13 protein-coding genes are annotated in these 16,037 nt (G+C 64.7%); 3 read left to right on the forward strand and 10 right to left on the reverse strand.

Going from position 1 to position 16,037, the window contains the following annotated elements; genetic code table 11:
• Positions 1–249: 249 nt before the first annotated feature.
• Positions 250–702: a DUF6010 family protein gene (locus tag HNO88_RS09405; RefSeq protein ID WP_184244427.1), complete on the reverse strand. Its 453-nt coding sequence runs from the start codon at positions 700–702 to the stop codon at positions 250–252.
• A complete protein-coding gene (locus HNO88_RS09410) occupies positions 695–1,201 on the reverse strand; it encodes an Rrf2 family transcriptional regulator (protein WP_184244429.1) in 507 nt (168 codons plus the stop codon). Before HNO88_RS09410 ends, HNO88_RS09405 begins: the two co-directional genes overlap by 8 nt.
• Positions 1,202–1,558: 357 nt before the next feature.
• Between HNO88_RS09410 and HNO88_RS09415 the strand changes: the two genes are divergently transcribed.
• Genes HNO88_RS09415 through HNO88_RS09425 form a run of 3 tightly spaced genes read left to right on the forward strand, consistent with a single transcriptional unit; the run spans position 1,559 to position 3,384 of the window.
• Positions 1,559–1,936, forward strand: a complete 378-nt coding sequence (locus HNO88_RS09415; RefSeq protein WP_184244431.1) for a group III truncated hemoglobin — start codon at positions 1,559–1,561, stop codon at positions 1,934–1,936.
• A 22-nt stretch (positions 1,937–1,958) separates the two neighbouring features.
• Entirely contained in the window at positions 1,959–3,173 is a 1,215-nt protein-coding gene (gene hmpA, locus HNO88_RS09420; RefSeq protein WP_184244433.1) for an NO-inducible flavohemoprotein, read from the forward strand.
• Between the two features lie 4 nt (positions 3,174–3,177).
• Entirely contained in the window at positions 3,178–3,384 is a 207-nt protein-coding gene (locus HNO88_RS09425; protein WP_184244435.1) for a hypothetical protein, read from the forward strand.
• Between the two features lie 146 nt (positions 3,385–3,530).
• Here HNO88_RS09425 and HNO88_RS09430 read toward each other — a convergent pair whose 3' ends face one another.
• The 8 genes from HNO88_RS09430 to HNO88_RS09465 form a co-directional block, all read right to left on the reverse strand.
• Positions 3,531–5,399, reverse strand: coding sequence for an aminotransferase-like domain-containing protein (locus HNO88_RS09430; protein ID WP_184244437.1), 1,869 nt, complete (start codon positions 5,397–5,399; stop codon positions 3,531–3,533).
• A 147-nt stretch (positions 5,400–5,546) separates the two neighbouring features.
• Entirely contained in the window at positions 5,547–7,010 is a 1,464-nt protein-coding gene (locus HNO88_RS09435; RefSeq protein ID WP_184244439.1) for an NAD-dependent succinate-semialdehyde dehydrogenase, read from the reverse strand.
• Positions 7,007–8,215, reverse strand: coding sequence for an MFS transporter (locus tag HNO88_RS09440; RefSeq protein WP_312857037.1), 1,209 nt, complete (start codon positions 8,213–8,215; stop codon positions 7,007–7,009). Before HNO88_RS09440 ends, HNO88_RS09435 begins: the two co-directional genes overlap by 4 nt.
• Positions 8,212–9,999 (reverse strand): serine hydrolase, encoded by a 1,788-nt coding sequence (locus HNO88_RS09445; protein WP_184244441.1) that lies wholly within the window; start codon positions 9,997–9,999, stop codon positions 8,212–8,214. Before HNO88_RS09445 ends, HNO88_RS09440 begins: the two co-directional genes overlap by 4 nt.
• Complete coding sequence (locus HNO88_RS09450; RefSeq protein ID WP_184244443.1) at positions 9,996–11,348, reverse strand: tetratricopeptide repeat-containing sulfotransferase family protein; 1,353 nt, start codon at positions 11,346–11,348, stop codon at positions 9,996–9,998. Before HNO88_RS09450 ends, HNO88_RS09445 begins: the two co-directional genes overlap by 4 nt.
• 45 nt (positions 11,349–11,393) lie before the next feature.
• Positions 11,394–13,790 (reverse strand): TonB-dependent receptor, encoded by a 2,397-nt coding sequence (locus HNO88_RS09455; RefSeq protein ID WP_184244445.1) that lies wholly within the window; start codon positions 13,788–13,790, stop codon positions 11,394–11,396.
• A gap of 51 nt (positions 13,791–13,841) precedes the next feature.
• The gene (locus HNO88_RS09460) at positions 13,842–14,726 is read right to left on the reverse strand and encodes a carbon-nitrogen hydrolase family protein (RefSeq protein WP_246381481.1); all 885 of its coding nucleotides are present in this window, start codon (positions 14,724–14,726) and stop codon (positions 13,842–13,844) included.
• Between the two features lie 230 nt (positions 14,727–14,956).
• Positions 14,957–15,916 carry a LysR family transcriptional regulator gene (locus HNO88_RS09465; protein ID WP_184244447.1) on the reverse strand — a complete coding sequence of 320 codons (960 nt, stop codon included), beginning with the start codon at positions 15,914–15,916 and terminating at the stop codon, positions 14,957–14,959.
• Between the last annotated feature and the right edge of the window lie 121 nt (positions 15,917–16,037).

A 16,037-nucleotide genomic window follows, 5' to 3' on the forward strand; every position in this document is an offset into this window, starting at 1 on the left:
AACTGATATGTCCATGACCCTCGCTCCTTCCTCAAACGACCTGCTGCCGTAAGGCAACAACGCTTCGCTAAGGGGCGAGCCATCCATAAAGGGGGATCGATATGATTGTCCCGGTCGTTCCCGAGGAAGGCTTACAAACAAAATCCGCGCGGTCGTCGATGCGCAAGGGCTATCGGGAGAGCTTCCGGTCGGAGCGCGCGAGGGCCTCTTCGGGGGAGTGGCTGCACATCGACGCGCCCAGCGCGTGGATCATACGGGCGCGACGGTGAGCCAGATGATCGACAGACCAATGGCGTACAGCCAGTCGAAGGCGGCGCAGAACGGCGGATACCAGTGCGGGATCTCAACGAGGTCGTGCGACCGCCAGTGATGGACGGCATCCCAGAGCCCGTGGGCAACGTAGCCGGCGGGTATGATCCAGGGGTTCCACCACAGTCCCGCCAACGCCACGCCCGCGAAGCAGGCCGCAACGATCGATCCGACGACGATCTGTTTTATTGAGCCGCGCTGCAGTGCAAATCCCACATAGATAGCGCCGATCACGGCGACCACGACAGCCGAGATGTCTACCGACTGGCGAGTGTCCAAGACGAGGTGGAGCGGGAGAGTGGCGAGGCTCAGGACGATGCCAACCAGTGCAGCGCCGCCGTGGATGAGCGGGCGGGGGCGGTGCGCGTTTGAGGGGATCGTGGAGTCAGGCATCCGCTGAAGTTCTGGTTGTGGTGGCAGCCGTGGAGTCCGCGTCGTCGGCGACACGCTTGATCGTCTTCTTGAGGGGCTGAAATCCTCCGAAGAGACCGCGTAGGTCGGCGCGCCGGCTCAGCACATCGGAGAGCGTGTAGCGATCAAGCACGGCGAGGAACGCTCGGGTGGCCTCGCTGAGGATGTTGGGAAGTCCGCAGGCCGGGGCGATGATGCATGAACTGCAGTCGACCAGATCGAAGCCCTGCTCGGTGTGCCGGACGACCTCTCCGATGGTGATGTCCTTTGCATCGCGCCCGAGCTTCAGCCCGCCGGTGCGCCCCCGCACCGTGGTGAGGAAGCCGGCCTGACCCAGGTCCTGAACGACCTTCATCAGGTGGCTCTTCGAGATGTCATACGTCTTCGCGATCTCGGAGATGGAGGAAAGGCTTCCCTCGTCGCGAGCACCGACGTGCAGGAGCACGCGGATGGCGTAGTCGGTGTAGCGGGTCAGCTGCATTGGTCCACCCTAGCAGAAGACCCGCCACATCCGGCGCATTTCCTGAGCGCGGGACGGGCGGGCCTTCGAAGGCCTGCCCATGATATGGAACTGAGGTGGGTCAAGCCGCCACGTCTTCGTGAAGCCTGGCGCCACGCGGTCGCCGAGGTTCTCCGGTCGACGGTGCTCGATGCATACGAGAACGTGGTCGATCATCGTGTCCTCCCTGATGCGCGGCGCGTCACCATGGCGAGTCGCATAAGGTTCATCGGGGATGTTCCTATTCTCCGCTGAGTGCAACGAAAAAGATGCACTTGCAATGCATCAATTACAGGAGAATAGATGTATCGGTAATGAATGATTGATTCGGAGCGAGCCATGGACGGCGAGAAGCTGGTTGAATCCGAGATCCGGCCGGTGGTGGAGCGCTTCTACGATCGGATCCGCGGAGACGAAGCGCTCGGCCCGGTGTTCGGCGCCGCGGTGCACGACTGGGACGACCATCATGCGCGGCTTGCCGACTTCTGGTCCTCCGTGATGCTCACCAGTGGTCGGTACAAGGGCAACCCCGTGGCGCTTCACCTGCGCCATGCGGACGCGCTGACGCCCGCCGCCTTCGAGCGATGGCTGACCCTATGGGCGGCGACGACCCAGGAGATGCTGCCGCCTCCGGTCGCTCGAGCGATGCAGGCGAAAGCTGCCCGCATTGGCGAGAGCCTGCAACTCGCCATCCGATACCGGCGCACGGCCGCCTGACAAGATTCCGAAGGAGAGCAACGTGACAGAACCACTCAGCCAAGCCACCATCGCCATCGTCAATGCGACCGTTCCGGCGCTCTCCGAGCACGGCACTGCGATCACGACGGCCATGTACGCCCGTCTCTTCGAGGACGACCGCATCCGCGCTCTGTTCAACCACGCCAATCAGGGCGAGAGCGGGGCGCAGGTGCATGCCCTGGCGGCGGCGATCCTTGCCTACGCGCGGAACATCGAGAACCTGGGCGCCCTGGCGCCGGCTGTCGAGCGGATCGCCTACAAGCATGTCGGCTACCACATCCTTCCGGAGCACTACCCCTATGTCGCGACGGCGCTGCTTGCCGCGATCAAGGACGTTCTCGGCGAAGCGGCCACCGATGAGGTGCTGGCGGCCTGGGGTGAGGCGTACTGGTTTCTCGCGAACATCCTCAAGGCCCGCGAGGTCGTGCTGCGCGACGACATCATGCATGCGGAAGGCGGATGGACCGGATGGCGGGACTTCGTGGTGACGGAGAGAATCCGCGAGAGCAGCGTCATCACCTCCTTCATCCTGCGGCCTGTGGATGGCGGTCCCGTGCTTCGGCATCTCGCGGGACAGTATCTGACGTTCAGGCTCAGGCCCGAGGGACAGCCCGAACTGAAGCGAAACTATTCGATTTCATGTGCGCCCAACGGCGAGTTCTACCGCATCTCGGTAAAGCGTGAGGAGAATGGCCAGGGCGGCTCCCGCTTCCTGCACGATGTCGTGCAGGTTGGCGATGTCCTCGAAACGACGCCGCCGGCGGGTGACTTCTTCCTTTCGGAGACACCGCAGCGACCGGTGATCCTCCTTTCGGGTGGAGTTGGTCTCACACCGATGGTGAGCATGGTCGAGGCGATCGCTGCTGACCACACCGATCTCGAGGCGTACTACATCCACGGAACGCTCAGCAGCGACACGCATGCCATGGACTCGCATGTCCGCGCGTTGGCCAAGGGGCATGGCAACATCTCCGTGGCCACGTTCTACAGCGAGCCGCGGGAGCATGACCGCTTGGGCGAGACCCATGAGGGCGAGGGCTACGTCTCGGTGGACTGGCTGGCGGAGACCACGCCCCTCCATGAGGCCGATGTCTATCTTTGCGGACCCAAGCCGTTCCTGCGGACCTTTGTGAGCGGCTTGGCCCTGGCAGGCGTGCCCAGCGAGCGTATCCACTACGAGTTCTTCGGCCCGGCCGACGAACTGATGGCGGCGTGACGGCATGGTCATCGAGGAGGAGCTCGATCGTGCAAGGGTCATCGGCGACGATGGCACCTGGCTGACGGCGATCGAGTTCCGCCTCGTGGATGTGCAGAGCTCGCTCCGAGGAGAACGGAGGGCGATCGGGAGGCGAGCTTGGCGCCTGAGCACCGGCGAGCCTCTCACGGCATCCATGAGGGCGATCTGGTCGCGCAAGTCGTTGCCGTGATAGGCTTCGCGATCGTTCTACAGCGCGTAAAGCCTGAAGTGCGTTAAATTACGAGACAAGCTGCTCAGTGCCGATCCCGGCGGCAACACGATGGAAATCAACGGCCGAATTGCGTCGTGAGCCACAACAAATGGCCCCAAACTTGTTCATGCTGCCTCGGAAGGTGGTTCGCGGGAGGAGGCTATGACCGCCGAGTCGACTTGCCGGCCTTCCTCATCAAGCCAGAAGATCTGGTCGTCACGGATAACGACAGCGAAGGCCCCGGGCTCGCCATAGGCCCACGCGTTCCATTGGCGGAACCAGCGATCACCTTCGATCCACCAGCGGCCCGTGTCCAGTTCCTCGTTCGCGAACCCGGCGCGGCCCACGAGTGTACCGTCGTGTTGCAACTCCATCGTGCACGGCTCGCCGTAGACGGTACGATAGAGCAATGTCGCGCCGCCCAGCAGGCGCGCGATCTCGGGGCCGGCGAGCGGGACAAGATCGGCCTTGCCATTCGGGTCGCCGGACATCTCGCGCATCACCGCGGCGATCGTTGCCACGCCTTCGCGAATGCGGTCAGACGGGATGCCGCAGACGCCAAGTCTGAACATGTTGCGTGGAGGCGCGCCGCTGGCGAAATAGCCGGCGGCAGGTTCGATGAGCACGCCTCGACGTTCGAGTGCGTTGGCGAGCAGCCGGGCGTCGAGAGACGCGGGGCCGCGGACCCAGACCGTGCTGCCACCCGCCGCCGGCGCGATCGCGACCGATTGCGGCAAAGGCTCGGCCAGAGACTGGGGCATGTAGTGGTTGATCGCGTCGCGCAGGGCCAGGACGCGGGCCTGAACCACGCGAAGCACGCGAGCGTTCATCGTCTCATAATGGCCCAGCGCCAGGAAGTGCGCGGCCGCGCGCTGCGTCGTTGGCGAGGGCCGGTGCGTGGCCAGATCGCGAACCTTGCGGATGGCGCTGATCCATGGCGCAGGGCCACAAAGCACGCCGAGCTTGATCCCTGGCGCCAGCGCCCGCGACAAGCTGGCCAGATACAGGGTCGCTTCGCCGCCGGGCATGGCCCGCAGCGCCGGCAGGGGCTTGCCGATGACCGTGGTTTCGCTGTCGAAATCGTCTTCTATCAACAGCAGGTTCTGCCTTGCCGCCAGCGCGAGCAGCGCCTGGCGCCTGTCGTGTGCCATGGTCACCCCGGTGGGCCGCTGCCGCGACGGCGTAACGTACACGCAATCGCTTTCCAGCAGCCGTTCGTTGACGACCATGCCCCCGTCATCGACAGGCTGGTGGATCAGTTCCGCGCCTGCGAGTTCGAGCACCTGCCGGGTCTGGGGCAAGCCGGGATCCTCGATGGCGACGCGCCGCATCCGGTGCCCCAGCGTCTTGGCGATCAGGAACAGGGCCTGCTGCTCACTCCCGACGATCAGGATCTCGTTTCGCGCCGCGATAATGCCCCGTCGCGGAAGAATGCGCGCCCGGATTTGTTCGACCAGCGTTTCGTCGTCGATATCCTCGTCGGCGCTGGTCCACTGGGCGATATCCGCGTTGCCCAATGCAAGCCGGCTCGCCTCCCGCCATTCGGCCACGGGAAACATCGACCGGTCGAACCGCTGATCGATGAAGGGAAAGCGATAGCGCTGCCAATCCGGCGGCAGTCGGAACTCCCGCGAGTCGGCAGCATCCGGGCGATCGGGCTCATCGGCGAGCGGAGCGGCGATGGATGCGCCGCGAACCCTGTCATACTCGACGACGGCCTGCGCCAGTCTCGCCACGAAAATGCCGCTGCGCTCTCGCGCCGCGAGATGCCCTTCGGACACCAGCTCCTGATAAGCCAGCGCGACGGTGTTGCGCGACACGCCAAGTTCGCGCGCCAGTCGGCGCGAGGACGGCAGGCGCCAGTCGGCCGGGAAGGCGCCGCTGGCGATCGCCGACAGGATCTGGCGGCGTATCTGCTGCTGCAGGGAAAGCGAGGCGTTTCGGTCGAGCGGGAGGAGGAAGCTGCGGTTGCTGCCCGGAACGCCCTTCGCCATCAGGACCGTGCACAACCGATGGACGGGCCATCGGCGAGAGGTCTCGCATCAACGCTCGCTATCTCTTCCGGGCGCTCGATCCAGCCACCCGCAGCAGCAACGCAGTACTTATCGGCACGCCCCGACTTGCTCATGCGTGGTTGCTTCTCATGCTGCGCTTATCTTGCGGGCCACGCCCCCCATCAACATGTATTTGACGTCGAGGTATTCGTCGAGACCGTGGGAGGACCCCTCACGCCCATAGCCTGATTGCTTGACCCCACCGAACGGCGCGACCTCGGTCGACAACACGCCTTCGTTGATGCCCACCATGCCGAACTCCAGCGCTTCGCCGACACGCCAGGCCCGGCCGAGGTCGGCGGTATAGAAGTAGGCAGCGAGGCCGAACGGAGTCGCATTCGCCAAGGCCACGGCCTCGTCCTCGGTGCCGAAGCGCAGGATCGAGGCGACCGGGCCGAAAACCTCGTCGGACCACAAGGGCATCGCGGTCGTGACCCCGGTCACCACCGTAGGCTCGAAGAACAGCTCTCCCTGCGCATGGCGCGCGCCGCCCAAGGCGATCTGCGCTCCGGCCTCCACGGATGCGGACAGCAGGGCTTCGACCTTCTCGACGGCGCGCTGATTGACGAGCGGGCCGATCGTCGTATCCGCCGCCATGCCCGGGCCCACCTTCAACTGGCGCGTGCGTTCGATCAGGCGTGCGACGAAGCGGTCGTGGATACCGTCCTGAACGAGGAACCGGTTCGCGCAGACACAGGTCTGCCCGGCGTTGCGATATTTGGAGGCCATCGCGCCATCCACCGCAGCTTCCAAGTCGGCGTCATCGAACACGATGAAGGGGGCGTTGCCGCCCAGTTCCATCGATGCGCGCTTCACCGTGGCAGCGGCACGCGCGAGCAGCTTGCGGCCGGTCTCGGTCGATCCGGTGAACGAGATCTTGCGTACGTCTGGGCTGTCGAGCAGCCGATCGCCGACCAGCGCCGCCCGCCGGGTCGGCACGACATTGAAGACCCCCGCCGGAATGCCGGCACGGCGCGCCAGTTCCGCCAGTGCGAGCGAGGACAGAGGCGTGTCCTCGGACGGTTTCAGGACCATCGTGCAACCCGCCGCGAGCGCCGGCGCGGCCTTGCGCGTCACCATCGCAACGGGAAAATTCCAGGGGGTGATCGCGGCGACGACGCCAACGGGCTGACGGCTCGTGACGATCCGGGCGCTGGGCCAGGGCGAAGGGATCGTCTCGCCATAAGCGCGGCGGGCTTCTTCGGCGAACCACTGGATGAAGCTGGCGCCGTAGCGGATTTCCGCGGCAGCCTCGCCAAGCGGCTTGCCCATTTCGCGCGTCAGCAGCTTGGCCAGGGCCCCGATATTCTCGATGACCAGGGCATGCCAGCGATGGAGCAGTTGGGCGCGGTCGGCGGCGGTACGCGCGCGCCATGACGGGAGGGCTGCGGATGCGGCGGCGATGGCGGCATCCGCCTCTTCAGCGCCGCAATCCGCGATCTCGTCGACAAGGCTGTCATCAGCGGGATCGCGCACCGCGAACCGGAGCCCGTCGGCGGCATCGACCCAGCGCCCATCGATGAAGGCCTTGGGTTCGTACAGGAAAGTCACAAGGGCACCTTTTCTTCTTTCTCGTTCCGACGCGCCCGGCGATCCAGCGCGAGGGCGGGCGGCAGCATCAGAACCATGGCCAGCGCCATCGCGGCGAGCGCGGAATTGATCAGGACGTTGAAGCCGGCGCCGCTGCCAAGAATGAAAGAGGCGATCAGCGGTCCCGATGCCAGACCCAGCTTCGAGATGACGCTTGCCGCCGCCGCCGTCCGACCGGCGCTGTCGAATTCGGCGGTCATGCCGAACAGATAGGGCACCACCAGCCCCCAGGTGATGCCGGTGGCGCAGTTGGCCAGCAGATAGATCACGCCGTACCCGGACCAGTGGAACAGGGCATTGCCGCCCAGCGTCAGCAGCATGCCCACGAACAGCAAGCCGAACCTTCCGTATCGCCGGCCCAGGATCATCACCAGCAGCGGCCCCGCCAGCGCGACCCACGTGGCAAGCCCCAGCGCCCCGCTCGCCTCGTTGCGCGAAAGGCCGGATACGACGCCCAGCCGGAAGATGTAGGCCAGCAGTGCCATGTTGGCGGCCTGGAACAGGAACAGAGCGCTGACCGCCAGGATCAGCGGCGTCCAGACCACGGTCCCGGTCGCATCATCCGGTTTCGACACCGGCGTCGGCCGCGGCGGATAGTCGGGCAGGAACGGCAGCATGACCGTCGTGACGAGGCTGAACAACGCCAGCGACAGGAACAGCGGGGCCACGCCGAACAGCGGCACCAGTCGCGGCAACAGCAGGACGCCAAGACCGCCAAGGCCGAACTGGACGAACAGCAGCATGCCGAAGCTGCGGTCGGGATTGGCCGTGCGCCCGATCACGCCCATGCCGGTTCCCACCAGCAGTCCGCCGACGAGGCCGTGGATCGATCGCAATGCGATCATGGCTGCCGCCCCGGTGATCCAGATCGAAAGAAGATCGATGCCGATCAGCGCTACGAGGCAGACGATCGCGGTGCGCCGCCACGGCAAGCGGGCGATGGTGAAGATGGAAAGCACCGCCCCGATCGCCGCGCCATAGGTGTTGACCGCCGCGACCTGGCCCGCCTGCGCATCGGTGAAGCCCAGACCGCTCACCAACCCGTCGACGATTGCCGCCATGATGTTGACGTAGAACAGTCCCGCCGTCGCCAGAAAGGCGAGGAAGACCGCAGCGGGCAGGCCGTCAGGCGCGATCTTGTAGGCTGGGCGACGAGGACCGCTCACTGGCCGCACATCGGCTTGATGGCGTTCGCGCCCTTGACGGCGTTACGCCAGGCATACTCATACCCGTCGCTGAAATAGTAATAGACGACGCCGTTGGGGAACATCGCCAGGCTGATGCCGCCAAAGCCCGACAGGAACGGCACCCAGACAGGTTTCGAGCAGCCGATCGTCGCCGAGACATCCCAGCCCCAGAAACCGTTCTTGTAGCGCAGGTTGGGCGCTCCGGCCTGCGCGCCGCGATTGGCGGGATTTCGCTGGAGCGCGTCGCCAAGCATCTTTGGATCGACCACGGGCTTGCCGTCGATCCGGGCGCCATCGGCAAGGAAGCGCGCCGTTCTGACGACATCGTCGCGGTGAAGGGTCAGGCCCCATCCTACCAGAGGCTGGCGCGCGGCGTCGTAGCTGCGCTTGGTGTCGAAGGTCACCGGACTGAGGCCTAGCGGACGCCAGATCGGATCGACGATCAGGTCGCGATAGATATCGGCATCGGGCCCGGCCCGCTTCTTCCACACATCCTGCATGGCGATGCCCAGCAGGTAGGTGTCGACCGTATGGTAGACCCAGGTCGTCCCGGGCCGATCGCGCCGGGGAAACATCGTGCAGGCAATCCGCTCGCGATCGTCGCGGGTATCGGCGGCGAAGAACGGGCGCATCTTGGCCCCGCCTTCGTCGTCCTCATAGGTTGCGCTGTCGTAATGGCCCGTCCGCATGTCGAGCGCGTCCTGCAGGCGGACATCGGCCCACTGGCTTGCGCTGCACAACGGCACATGCGCGCCGATCGTCTCGTTGCGGATGCCGGGTCGAAGCTTCTCCAGCCGCATCAGCGCAAGGCCGCCGAACAGCGACTTGGCGAGCGAGAACGACGGCAGAGCGAGGACGTCGCAAAAGGGATAGGCGCCGTGGCGGGTCATGCAGCCGCCGACCCAGTGGATGCCGCCAGCAAGCACGCCGTACGCGGTCATGTTGTCGGGCTTGACGTCTTCGGGTGACCCGAATTGGCTGGGCGAAGCGGCGGGGAACATGCTGCCGATCTGTTCGATCGGACGCGTCGGCACCCGTGCCACCACTTCGGCTCTGTATTCCTTGATCAGGGCCTTGCGCGATGCATGGGCTTGCGGCGTGAGCGTGACGGTCGCCATCCCCCACAAGTCGGCCTTGAAGTAGGCGCAGGTCTCTCCGGCCACTTCCCAGGCCGCGCGCGACGTCGAGCCATCGGCGCGATAGAGGAACGTCAGCACGCCGTTGTGCGTGCAATTGGCGTTGCGTTCCTGAAACGCGAAGGGGACGGCGGCGCGGCTCCAGCCGCCGTCGGCAGGATCGGTCCAGCTCGTGCCCGGGTCCATGATCCATTCCCAGTCCGGGTGATCGGATGCGATAGGGCCACGCAGCGACGGGATCAGAGCGCTGCCGTCGGACACGATGGTGATTTCGAGCCTCGGCGGATTGCCTATGCTGTCGCTCTTGGCGGCGTAGCTCGATGGATCGACGTATGTCTTGATGCCGCCGCTTCCGGCGATAGGCGCAAGGCGCAGCACCGCATCGATCGTGGCACCCGGCTTCATCCCGGCCGGAGGGGCAAAGGCGCTGAGATCGCGTGGCGCTTCCAGCTTTTCCGCGCCCAGGAGGAAATCGGGCGAGAAGGACGCCTTGGCTACGGGTTCGGCGGACCGAACCGTCGAAGCGGGCTCGGCCCGTTCGTTGGCAGCTGCCGGCAAAGTCGTGTCGGCGCTGGCGGGCACCGCAGCCAGCAGCATCGTCGCAAGGCCAAGCAGTCGGGCGATCATCGGCGCGTTTCCGTTTCCAGCGCGAGCCCGCCAGCGCGCAACGCATCCGCAAGCGGCATGAGTTCGCTTTCGTACCGCCGCCACAGTCCCACCGAACGATCGTGGATCGGCGAACGCACCTGCACCGCGCTGGCGGTCGCCACCGGGGCGCTGTTGTGATGGGGGCTCAGGCAGGCATCGTCCCATGCAAGCCCCAGCTCGGCAATCATGCGCCGGGTTTCCGGCTCGGGGTCCACGACCAGCGCCTCGTAGTCGATCTCGACCATCCGGCCGGGCAGCGCGCTGCGCCAGTCGTCCATCAGGCGGGCATACGCGAGGCGATAGGATGCCAGATCGTCCTGCGAGTAGCTGAACGGATAGCCCATCCGGAACAGCGTCTTGAACATGGCATAGCAGCTGTCCATCGCCCCGCGCCTCACGTGCACGATACGGGCATTGGGCAGCGCGAGGGCGATCAGGCCGATATAGAGGTAGTTCAGCGGCGCCTTGTCGATCACGAAACCGCCAGTGTCGGACAATTCGCCCAACCGCCGAAGATATTCCTCGCCCAAGCGAGCGTGATCCATCGCCGCGCTACGATCGATCAGCGACCGCTTGTCCGTTGCATCGGCATTGGTCTGCATCAGCGCCAGCGCGAAATCCTGAAGCTCGCCAAGGCTGGTCACCTCGGGGTGCGAGGCGAGGATGCGATCGACCAGCGTGGTGCCGCTGCGAGGCAGGCCGACGACAAAGATCGGCCCCGGCTCGGATACGGCCCCCGGCGCCGTCGCCAGCCTTTCGGCGCTGAACGCGGCCGTGATCGCATCGATCGTCGCCACGTCGGCTTGGACTTCATAGCGCATCCCCGAACGGCGGACCGCCGCCGCATCGGCCAGGTGGGCGAACGCCGCGCTATACTCGCCAAGATCCTCCAGTTCCTTGGCCAGCGCATAGCCCAAGGCCACGCGCGCTTGCGGGTGGGACTGCGCGCCGCGAAGCGCATCCCGCATGGCGACGACGTGATTGCGATCCGCGGTGGCGGTGCGCAGGGTCGCGCGATTGGCCCATGCATCCCAGTCGCCCGGCGCCGCCGCGATCACCGCGCCATAGAGCTTGTCGGCTTCGTCGATATCGCCTGTCGCCACCAAAGCCGAGGCGAGCGCATAGCCCGCCTCGACCGATCGCGGTGCGAGCGTGAAAGCCACACGGCTCGCACGCTCGGCCGCCTGGTGCCGGCCCATGTGCGTCCAACATTCCGCAACGGCCAGCAGCGCGTTCGTATCGGTCGGACAACGCGCTTCGATCATGCTCAGCGCGTCACGCGCGGCGCGGTAGTGCCCAGCCCGCATCTGCGATCGGACGGTTTCCATGACGGTTCGCCAGTCGGGATCAAGATGAGGCTGGGCTGGCATCGATCAGAAGCTGACTCGTCCGGAAAGCCCGATGGTCCGGGGCAGCGTGATGAAGGTGCGCGCGTCGCTACCGTAGAACTCCGCGGTCGGATTGGGTCCGAAGGATGCGGCATTGAACGACCCCGTCACGCCGCGATTATCGAACACGTTCTTGGCAAACAAGGACAAGCTCCAGTCATTTCCGGCCAGGGTCGCAGTGAGATCCCAGATCGAGAACGGGCTGAACTTGCGGGAGTCGCTGATCGTCTGATCCAGCACGTTCTGTGTCGAGGACTGATAGAAGCCGTCGAAACGGAAGATGCCCGAAAGGCTGTCGCTGATCGGCACCGTGTAATCGCCCGCGACCGTAATCGCATGCTTCGGGATACCGGGCAGCGGCGTGCCGGGCGGGGCGATCACGTTTCCAAGCGGGTCGGAAAACGACTTGCGCACTTCGGCATCGACATAGGCATAGCCCAGGGAATAGTTGAACCGCGACCCTAGCTTGCCCGAAAGCTGCGCCTCCAGTCCGCGTGTGCGTGCTTTGACGCCATTCAGGACGACGAAATAGGATCCGATCGGGGTCGAGGTGTTGAACTGCGGGTTGCGCCAGTCGATGTAATAGAGGCTGACATCGTACTGGATGCCGTTCAGGATACGACCCTTCACGCCAGCTTCGTAATTGGTCACTTTGTCTGCACGATAGGTCAGGAACGCCGGATCGTTGGCAAAGCGGCCGATGGTCGGCACGCCGTTGTTGCCGCCGCGGCGGTACCCTTCCGACATCGTGGCATACAACAGTTCGTCGTCACCAAAGTTGTACGAGCCGTTGATCTTGAACAGCACGTCGCTGTCCTTGCTGGTGAAGGGTGTCGTCACCGATCCGGCAAAGCTGTTGTAGGCGCCGGTGCGCACGAACGTCGTCACGTCCGACTTGTTGTCGAAATAGCGCAAGCCGCCCATGACGCGGAAGCGGTCGGTGATATTGAACGTCAGTTCGCCGAAGAGCGCCGCATCCCTGAACTTGTCACGGCGGCGATAAGTGAAGACGTTGTCTGTCGATACGAATGCATCCGTCCCGAAGAACGCGGCGGCATAGTCCTTGAACCCGACAAGATCGCTGACTTGCGTCGAACGCCGGGTCTGGTCCTGATAGTACGCGCCCACCACCCAGTCGAAGCGATGGCTACCGCTGGAGACCAGCCGCACTTCCTGCGTCAGCGCCTTGTCGCCGAAGGTGCGTTGCGCGGTATAGAGCGGCCGCGGATAGAAATAGTAGAAGTTCGCAAAGGCGTTGGCATAAAAGCCGGTGTTGTCGCTCTGGCTGCCGCCGCGATTATCATAGTACGATGTCGCCGACGTCAGGGTCGCGAAGCCGAGGTCGAGGCTGGCTTCCAGCGAACCCATGTGGAATTCGCGGTCCGATGGCTCCAGGATCAGCGCGCCGTTGTCGTATGCGCCGTAAGGCTTGCCGTTTCCATCGAGCCCGTCGGTCGGCTGGCGGCGCCCGCCCGAATGGTCCGATTGGTAGATGTAGCTGAGCGTCGCCTTGAAGGTGTCGTTCGGAGCGAAGAGCAGGGCCGCGCGGGCGAACCAGCTGTCGTAGTCGTCCGCGTCCTTCTTGCGGGTATAGCGCGCCGAGTTCGGGCCAGTGGTGAAGATCGTTGCCGTCCTTTCCGGGACGCCATTGCCGTCCAACTGGTAAAGGTTGGTGTAATCGGTGATGCCCGGCGTATCCTGACGCTGCACGTTCAGACGCAGCGCGAAGGCATCGCCCAGAGGCACGTTGACGATACCGGTCGCCTGATAGCCGATCGAGCCCGATCCGCGCGTGCTCGTGACCAGGCCGGCGACACTGCCTTCGGTGCGGCCGAGCTTGGGTTCCTGCAGAATGTACTTGATCGTGCCGCCAAGCGCGCCCGAACCGTATAGCGTGCCTTGCGGTCCGCGCAGAACTTCGACGCGGTTGATGTCGACCAGTGCCAGGTTGGCGTAGACCGGCGTCTCGTTGACATAAGTGGATACGGTCGCGACCGAAGCGACAGCGTAATCGCCGAAGTTGGAATCGTCGACGTTCAGGCCACGGATGCGGATGCTGTTGAATTGCCCGCCGTTGCGGGGGCCCTGGTCGATCGCGGTGGCGCCCGGGATGGATCGAAGCAGTTCGGCGTTATCGAGTGTCTGCGATCCCGTGATCGCATCTCCGCCGATCACGGAGATGTTGTATGGCACGTCCAGCACGCTCTGTTCGCGGCGATTGGCGGTTACGGTGATTTCGCGGCTGGCGGTTTGCGTATCCGAATTGGTCTGGTCGTCGGAGGCGGTTGTCTGCGCGGTCGCCGCGGTGGCGAAAACGCACTGCAAGGCGGCCAGCGCGGCCAATCCCGCCGAAGTCACAAGATCGGTCTTCAAAGTCCTCATGATGCGATCCCCATTCGCTGTCCCGGCGAAGCGCCGGGATCCCTGTTCCACCTAATCCTGCGGGCTATTCAGCTCGGGCTTCTTTAGCGTCCCGAGTGCATTCATCGCCGGCGTGTGCCGGTTTCCGTTCGACAGCAGCGGAAAATCCACTTCGCTGTCCCGAAAGCTTTTGAGTGTCTGGCCAAGGCCGTGCCAGCCGCGCTCGCGCACGCGCCGGACCTCGGCCAGGTCGAATTCGAAGGCGAGCACCTCATGCGCGCCGCCGGCCTGATAGATGATCGTCCCGCCCGGTCCGTAAGCCCCCGACCGGCCGTTGCCGATCTGGCCCGCAGCGTTGATGTCGAGGAAGAAGAACTGCTGCATCGCCGCGTTGGCGCGCGCGATCGTCATCTCGACTTCGCGATCGATGGTGTTGGTCAGGCTGGGGTGCAGGATGACTTCCGCGCCCATCAAGGCGAGCGTCCGGGCAGTCTCGGGAAACCACATGTCGTAGCAGTTCAGGATGCCGATCCGCCCGATGCCGGGTATATCGAACGTGACTGGCTCACGGCCCGGAGTGACGCCCACTTCATAGGGCTGGAAGGGAAACATCTTGGCATAGCGCGCGACGACTTCGCCGCGATTGTCGATGATCGGCGTTGCGTTGAATATGTCGTCGCCGCGCCGCTGGAAAAAGGAACCGGGAACCAGCCATAGGTCCAGTTCGCGAGCCAGGGCGGCAAATTGCCGCTCCGTCGGGCCTCCTTCTTCCTCGGCCGCCGCGATGTCGACACCATGGGGTGCCAATTCAGGGAGCACGGCCAGTCTCACCCAGGGAAACCGGCGGCGCATCGCGCGAAGTTCCGCGTCGATCGCCGGCATGTTGCCCGCACCGGCCAATTCAAGTTGTAAGGCTGCGACGCCGAATAAGCTCATTTCCACTCCATCCCTCAGCATCACAAGATCGCTGAAAATGGAGCCGGCGATAGGGCCAGTTAGGACTCGCTATGGAGCCAGAATCGCAGCTGCCGATGGCCGCGCGAGAAATGGCGGGCCAAAAGCAGGGAGCGGAACGATATCTTTTCAAGAACATCGAAAGCTCGATCCTGCGATTAGGCGCTCGGTATGGCATAACGATGAAGCCCAGGGCCCAACCGGCCATGGCCCAATCGGGACGCCCAGCGGCGTCAGGCCAACGACCGCGCGCGATCGCTCAGGAATTTGCGCAAGGCGAGAAGCACCGGATCGGACCAGCGATCCTCCCGCGCCACCAGGACGTAGCCACCCAGCGCGACGGGTCTGGTCTGCGGGATTTCCACCGGCACGAGCGTGCCCTGCTTCAAGTCCGTATCGACGAGGAACCGGGTGGCCAGCGCCACACCTCTACCCTGACGGGCTGCCGCGATCGTGAGATGCGCCTGCCAGCAAAGCGGCCCTTCGAGCCGGTCGGTCGGGTTCAATCCGTTCAGGCGCAACCACGCTCGCCACTCGTGATCGTTCTCCTCGTGCAGAAAGGGCAGCGTGCGCCAGTCGATGGCGCCTGACGAACCCAGGGTCGTTGCAACCGCAGGGCTTGCGACAGCGATCACCGGCGGCCGCGCAAGCTCATGACAACGCAGGCCGCGCCCGCCCGGCGGCACGGGATCGTCATCACGATAATAGCGGATGTCTGCATCCGCTTCGTGAGTTCCCAGGTTGGCCGGGACTTCGGTGGGTTTGAGCTCGACACGAAATTGGCGATTGGCGTCTTCGAAGTCGGCAAGCTGTGCCGAGAGCCACTGGATCGACAGGCCGGGAACGCACCAAAGCCGGAATGGGCGCATCCGGCGCTGACCCGTAAAATCCTCCGTCGCGCCCTGAAGCTCGGCGAACGCGGCGGCGACGCGGGCATGAAATCGCTCGCCGTCCTCGGTCAGCGCCAGCCTATTGCCCGACCTCGCGACAAGCGGTCCGCCAAGCCAGGCTTCCAACTGCTGGACATGTCGGCTGACGACCGCGTGATGCAGACCAAGTTGCGCCGCGGCCTTGCGAATGCCGCCGAAACGAAAGACGGCTTCGAACGCGCGCAGCGACGCGAAAGGCGGCAGCGCCGTCTCGGCGGGCGGCTCCGCAATCGTCTCAGAGATGGCGCCTTGGTCTTCGGTCACGGAAATGATTGACGCTCATGGATCGGCTGTGCGGCTAATGGTGCTTCAGGGGCACCATTCTGTCAAGCAAAGCGCCTTCTCCATCGGCCGGTGGCAGACCATTCTGCCCTCTCAAAGCCGC

The organism is Novosphingobium chloroacetimidivorans, from assembly GCF_014204535.1.
GTDB lineage: Bacteria > Pseudomonadota > Alphaproteobacteria > Sphingomonadales > Sphingomonadaceae > Novosphingobium > Novosphingobium chloroacetimidivorans.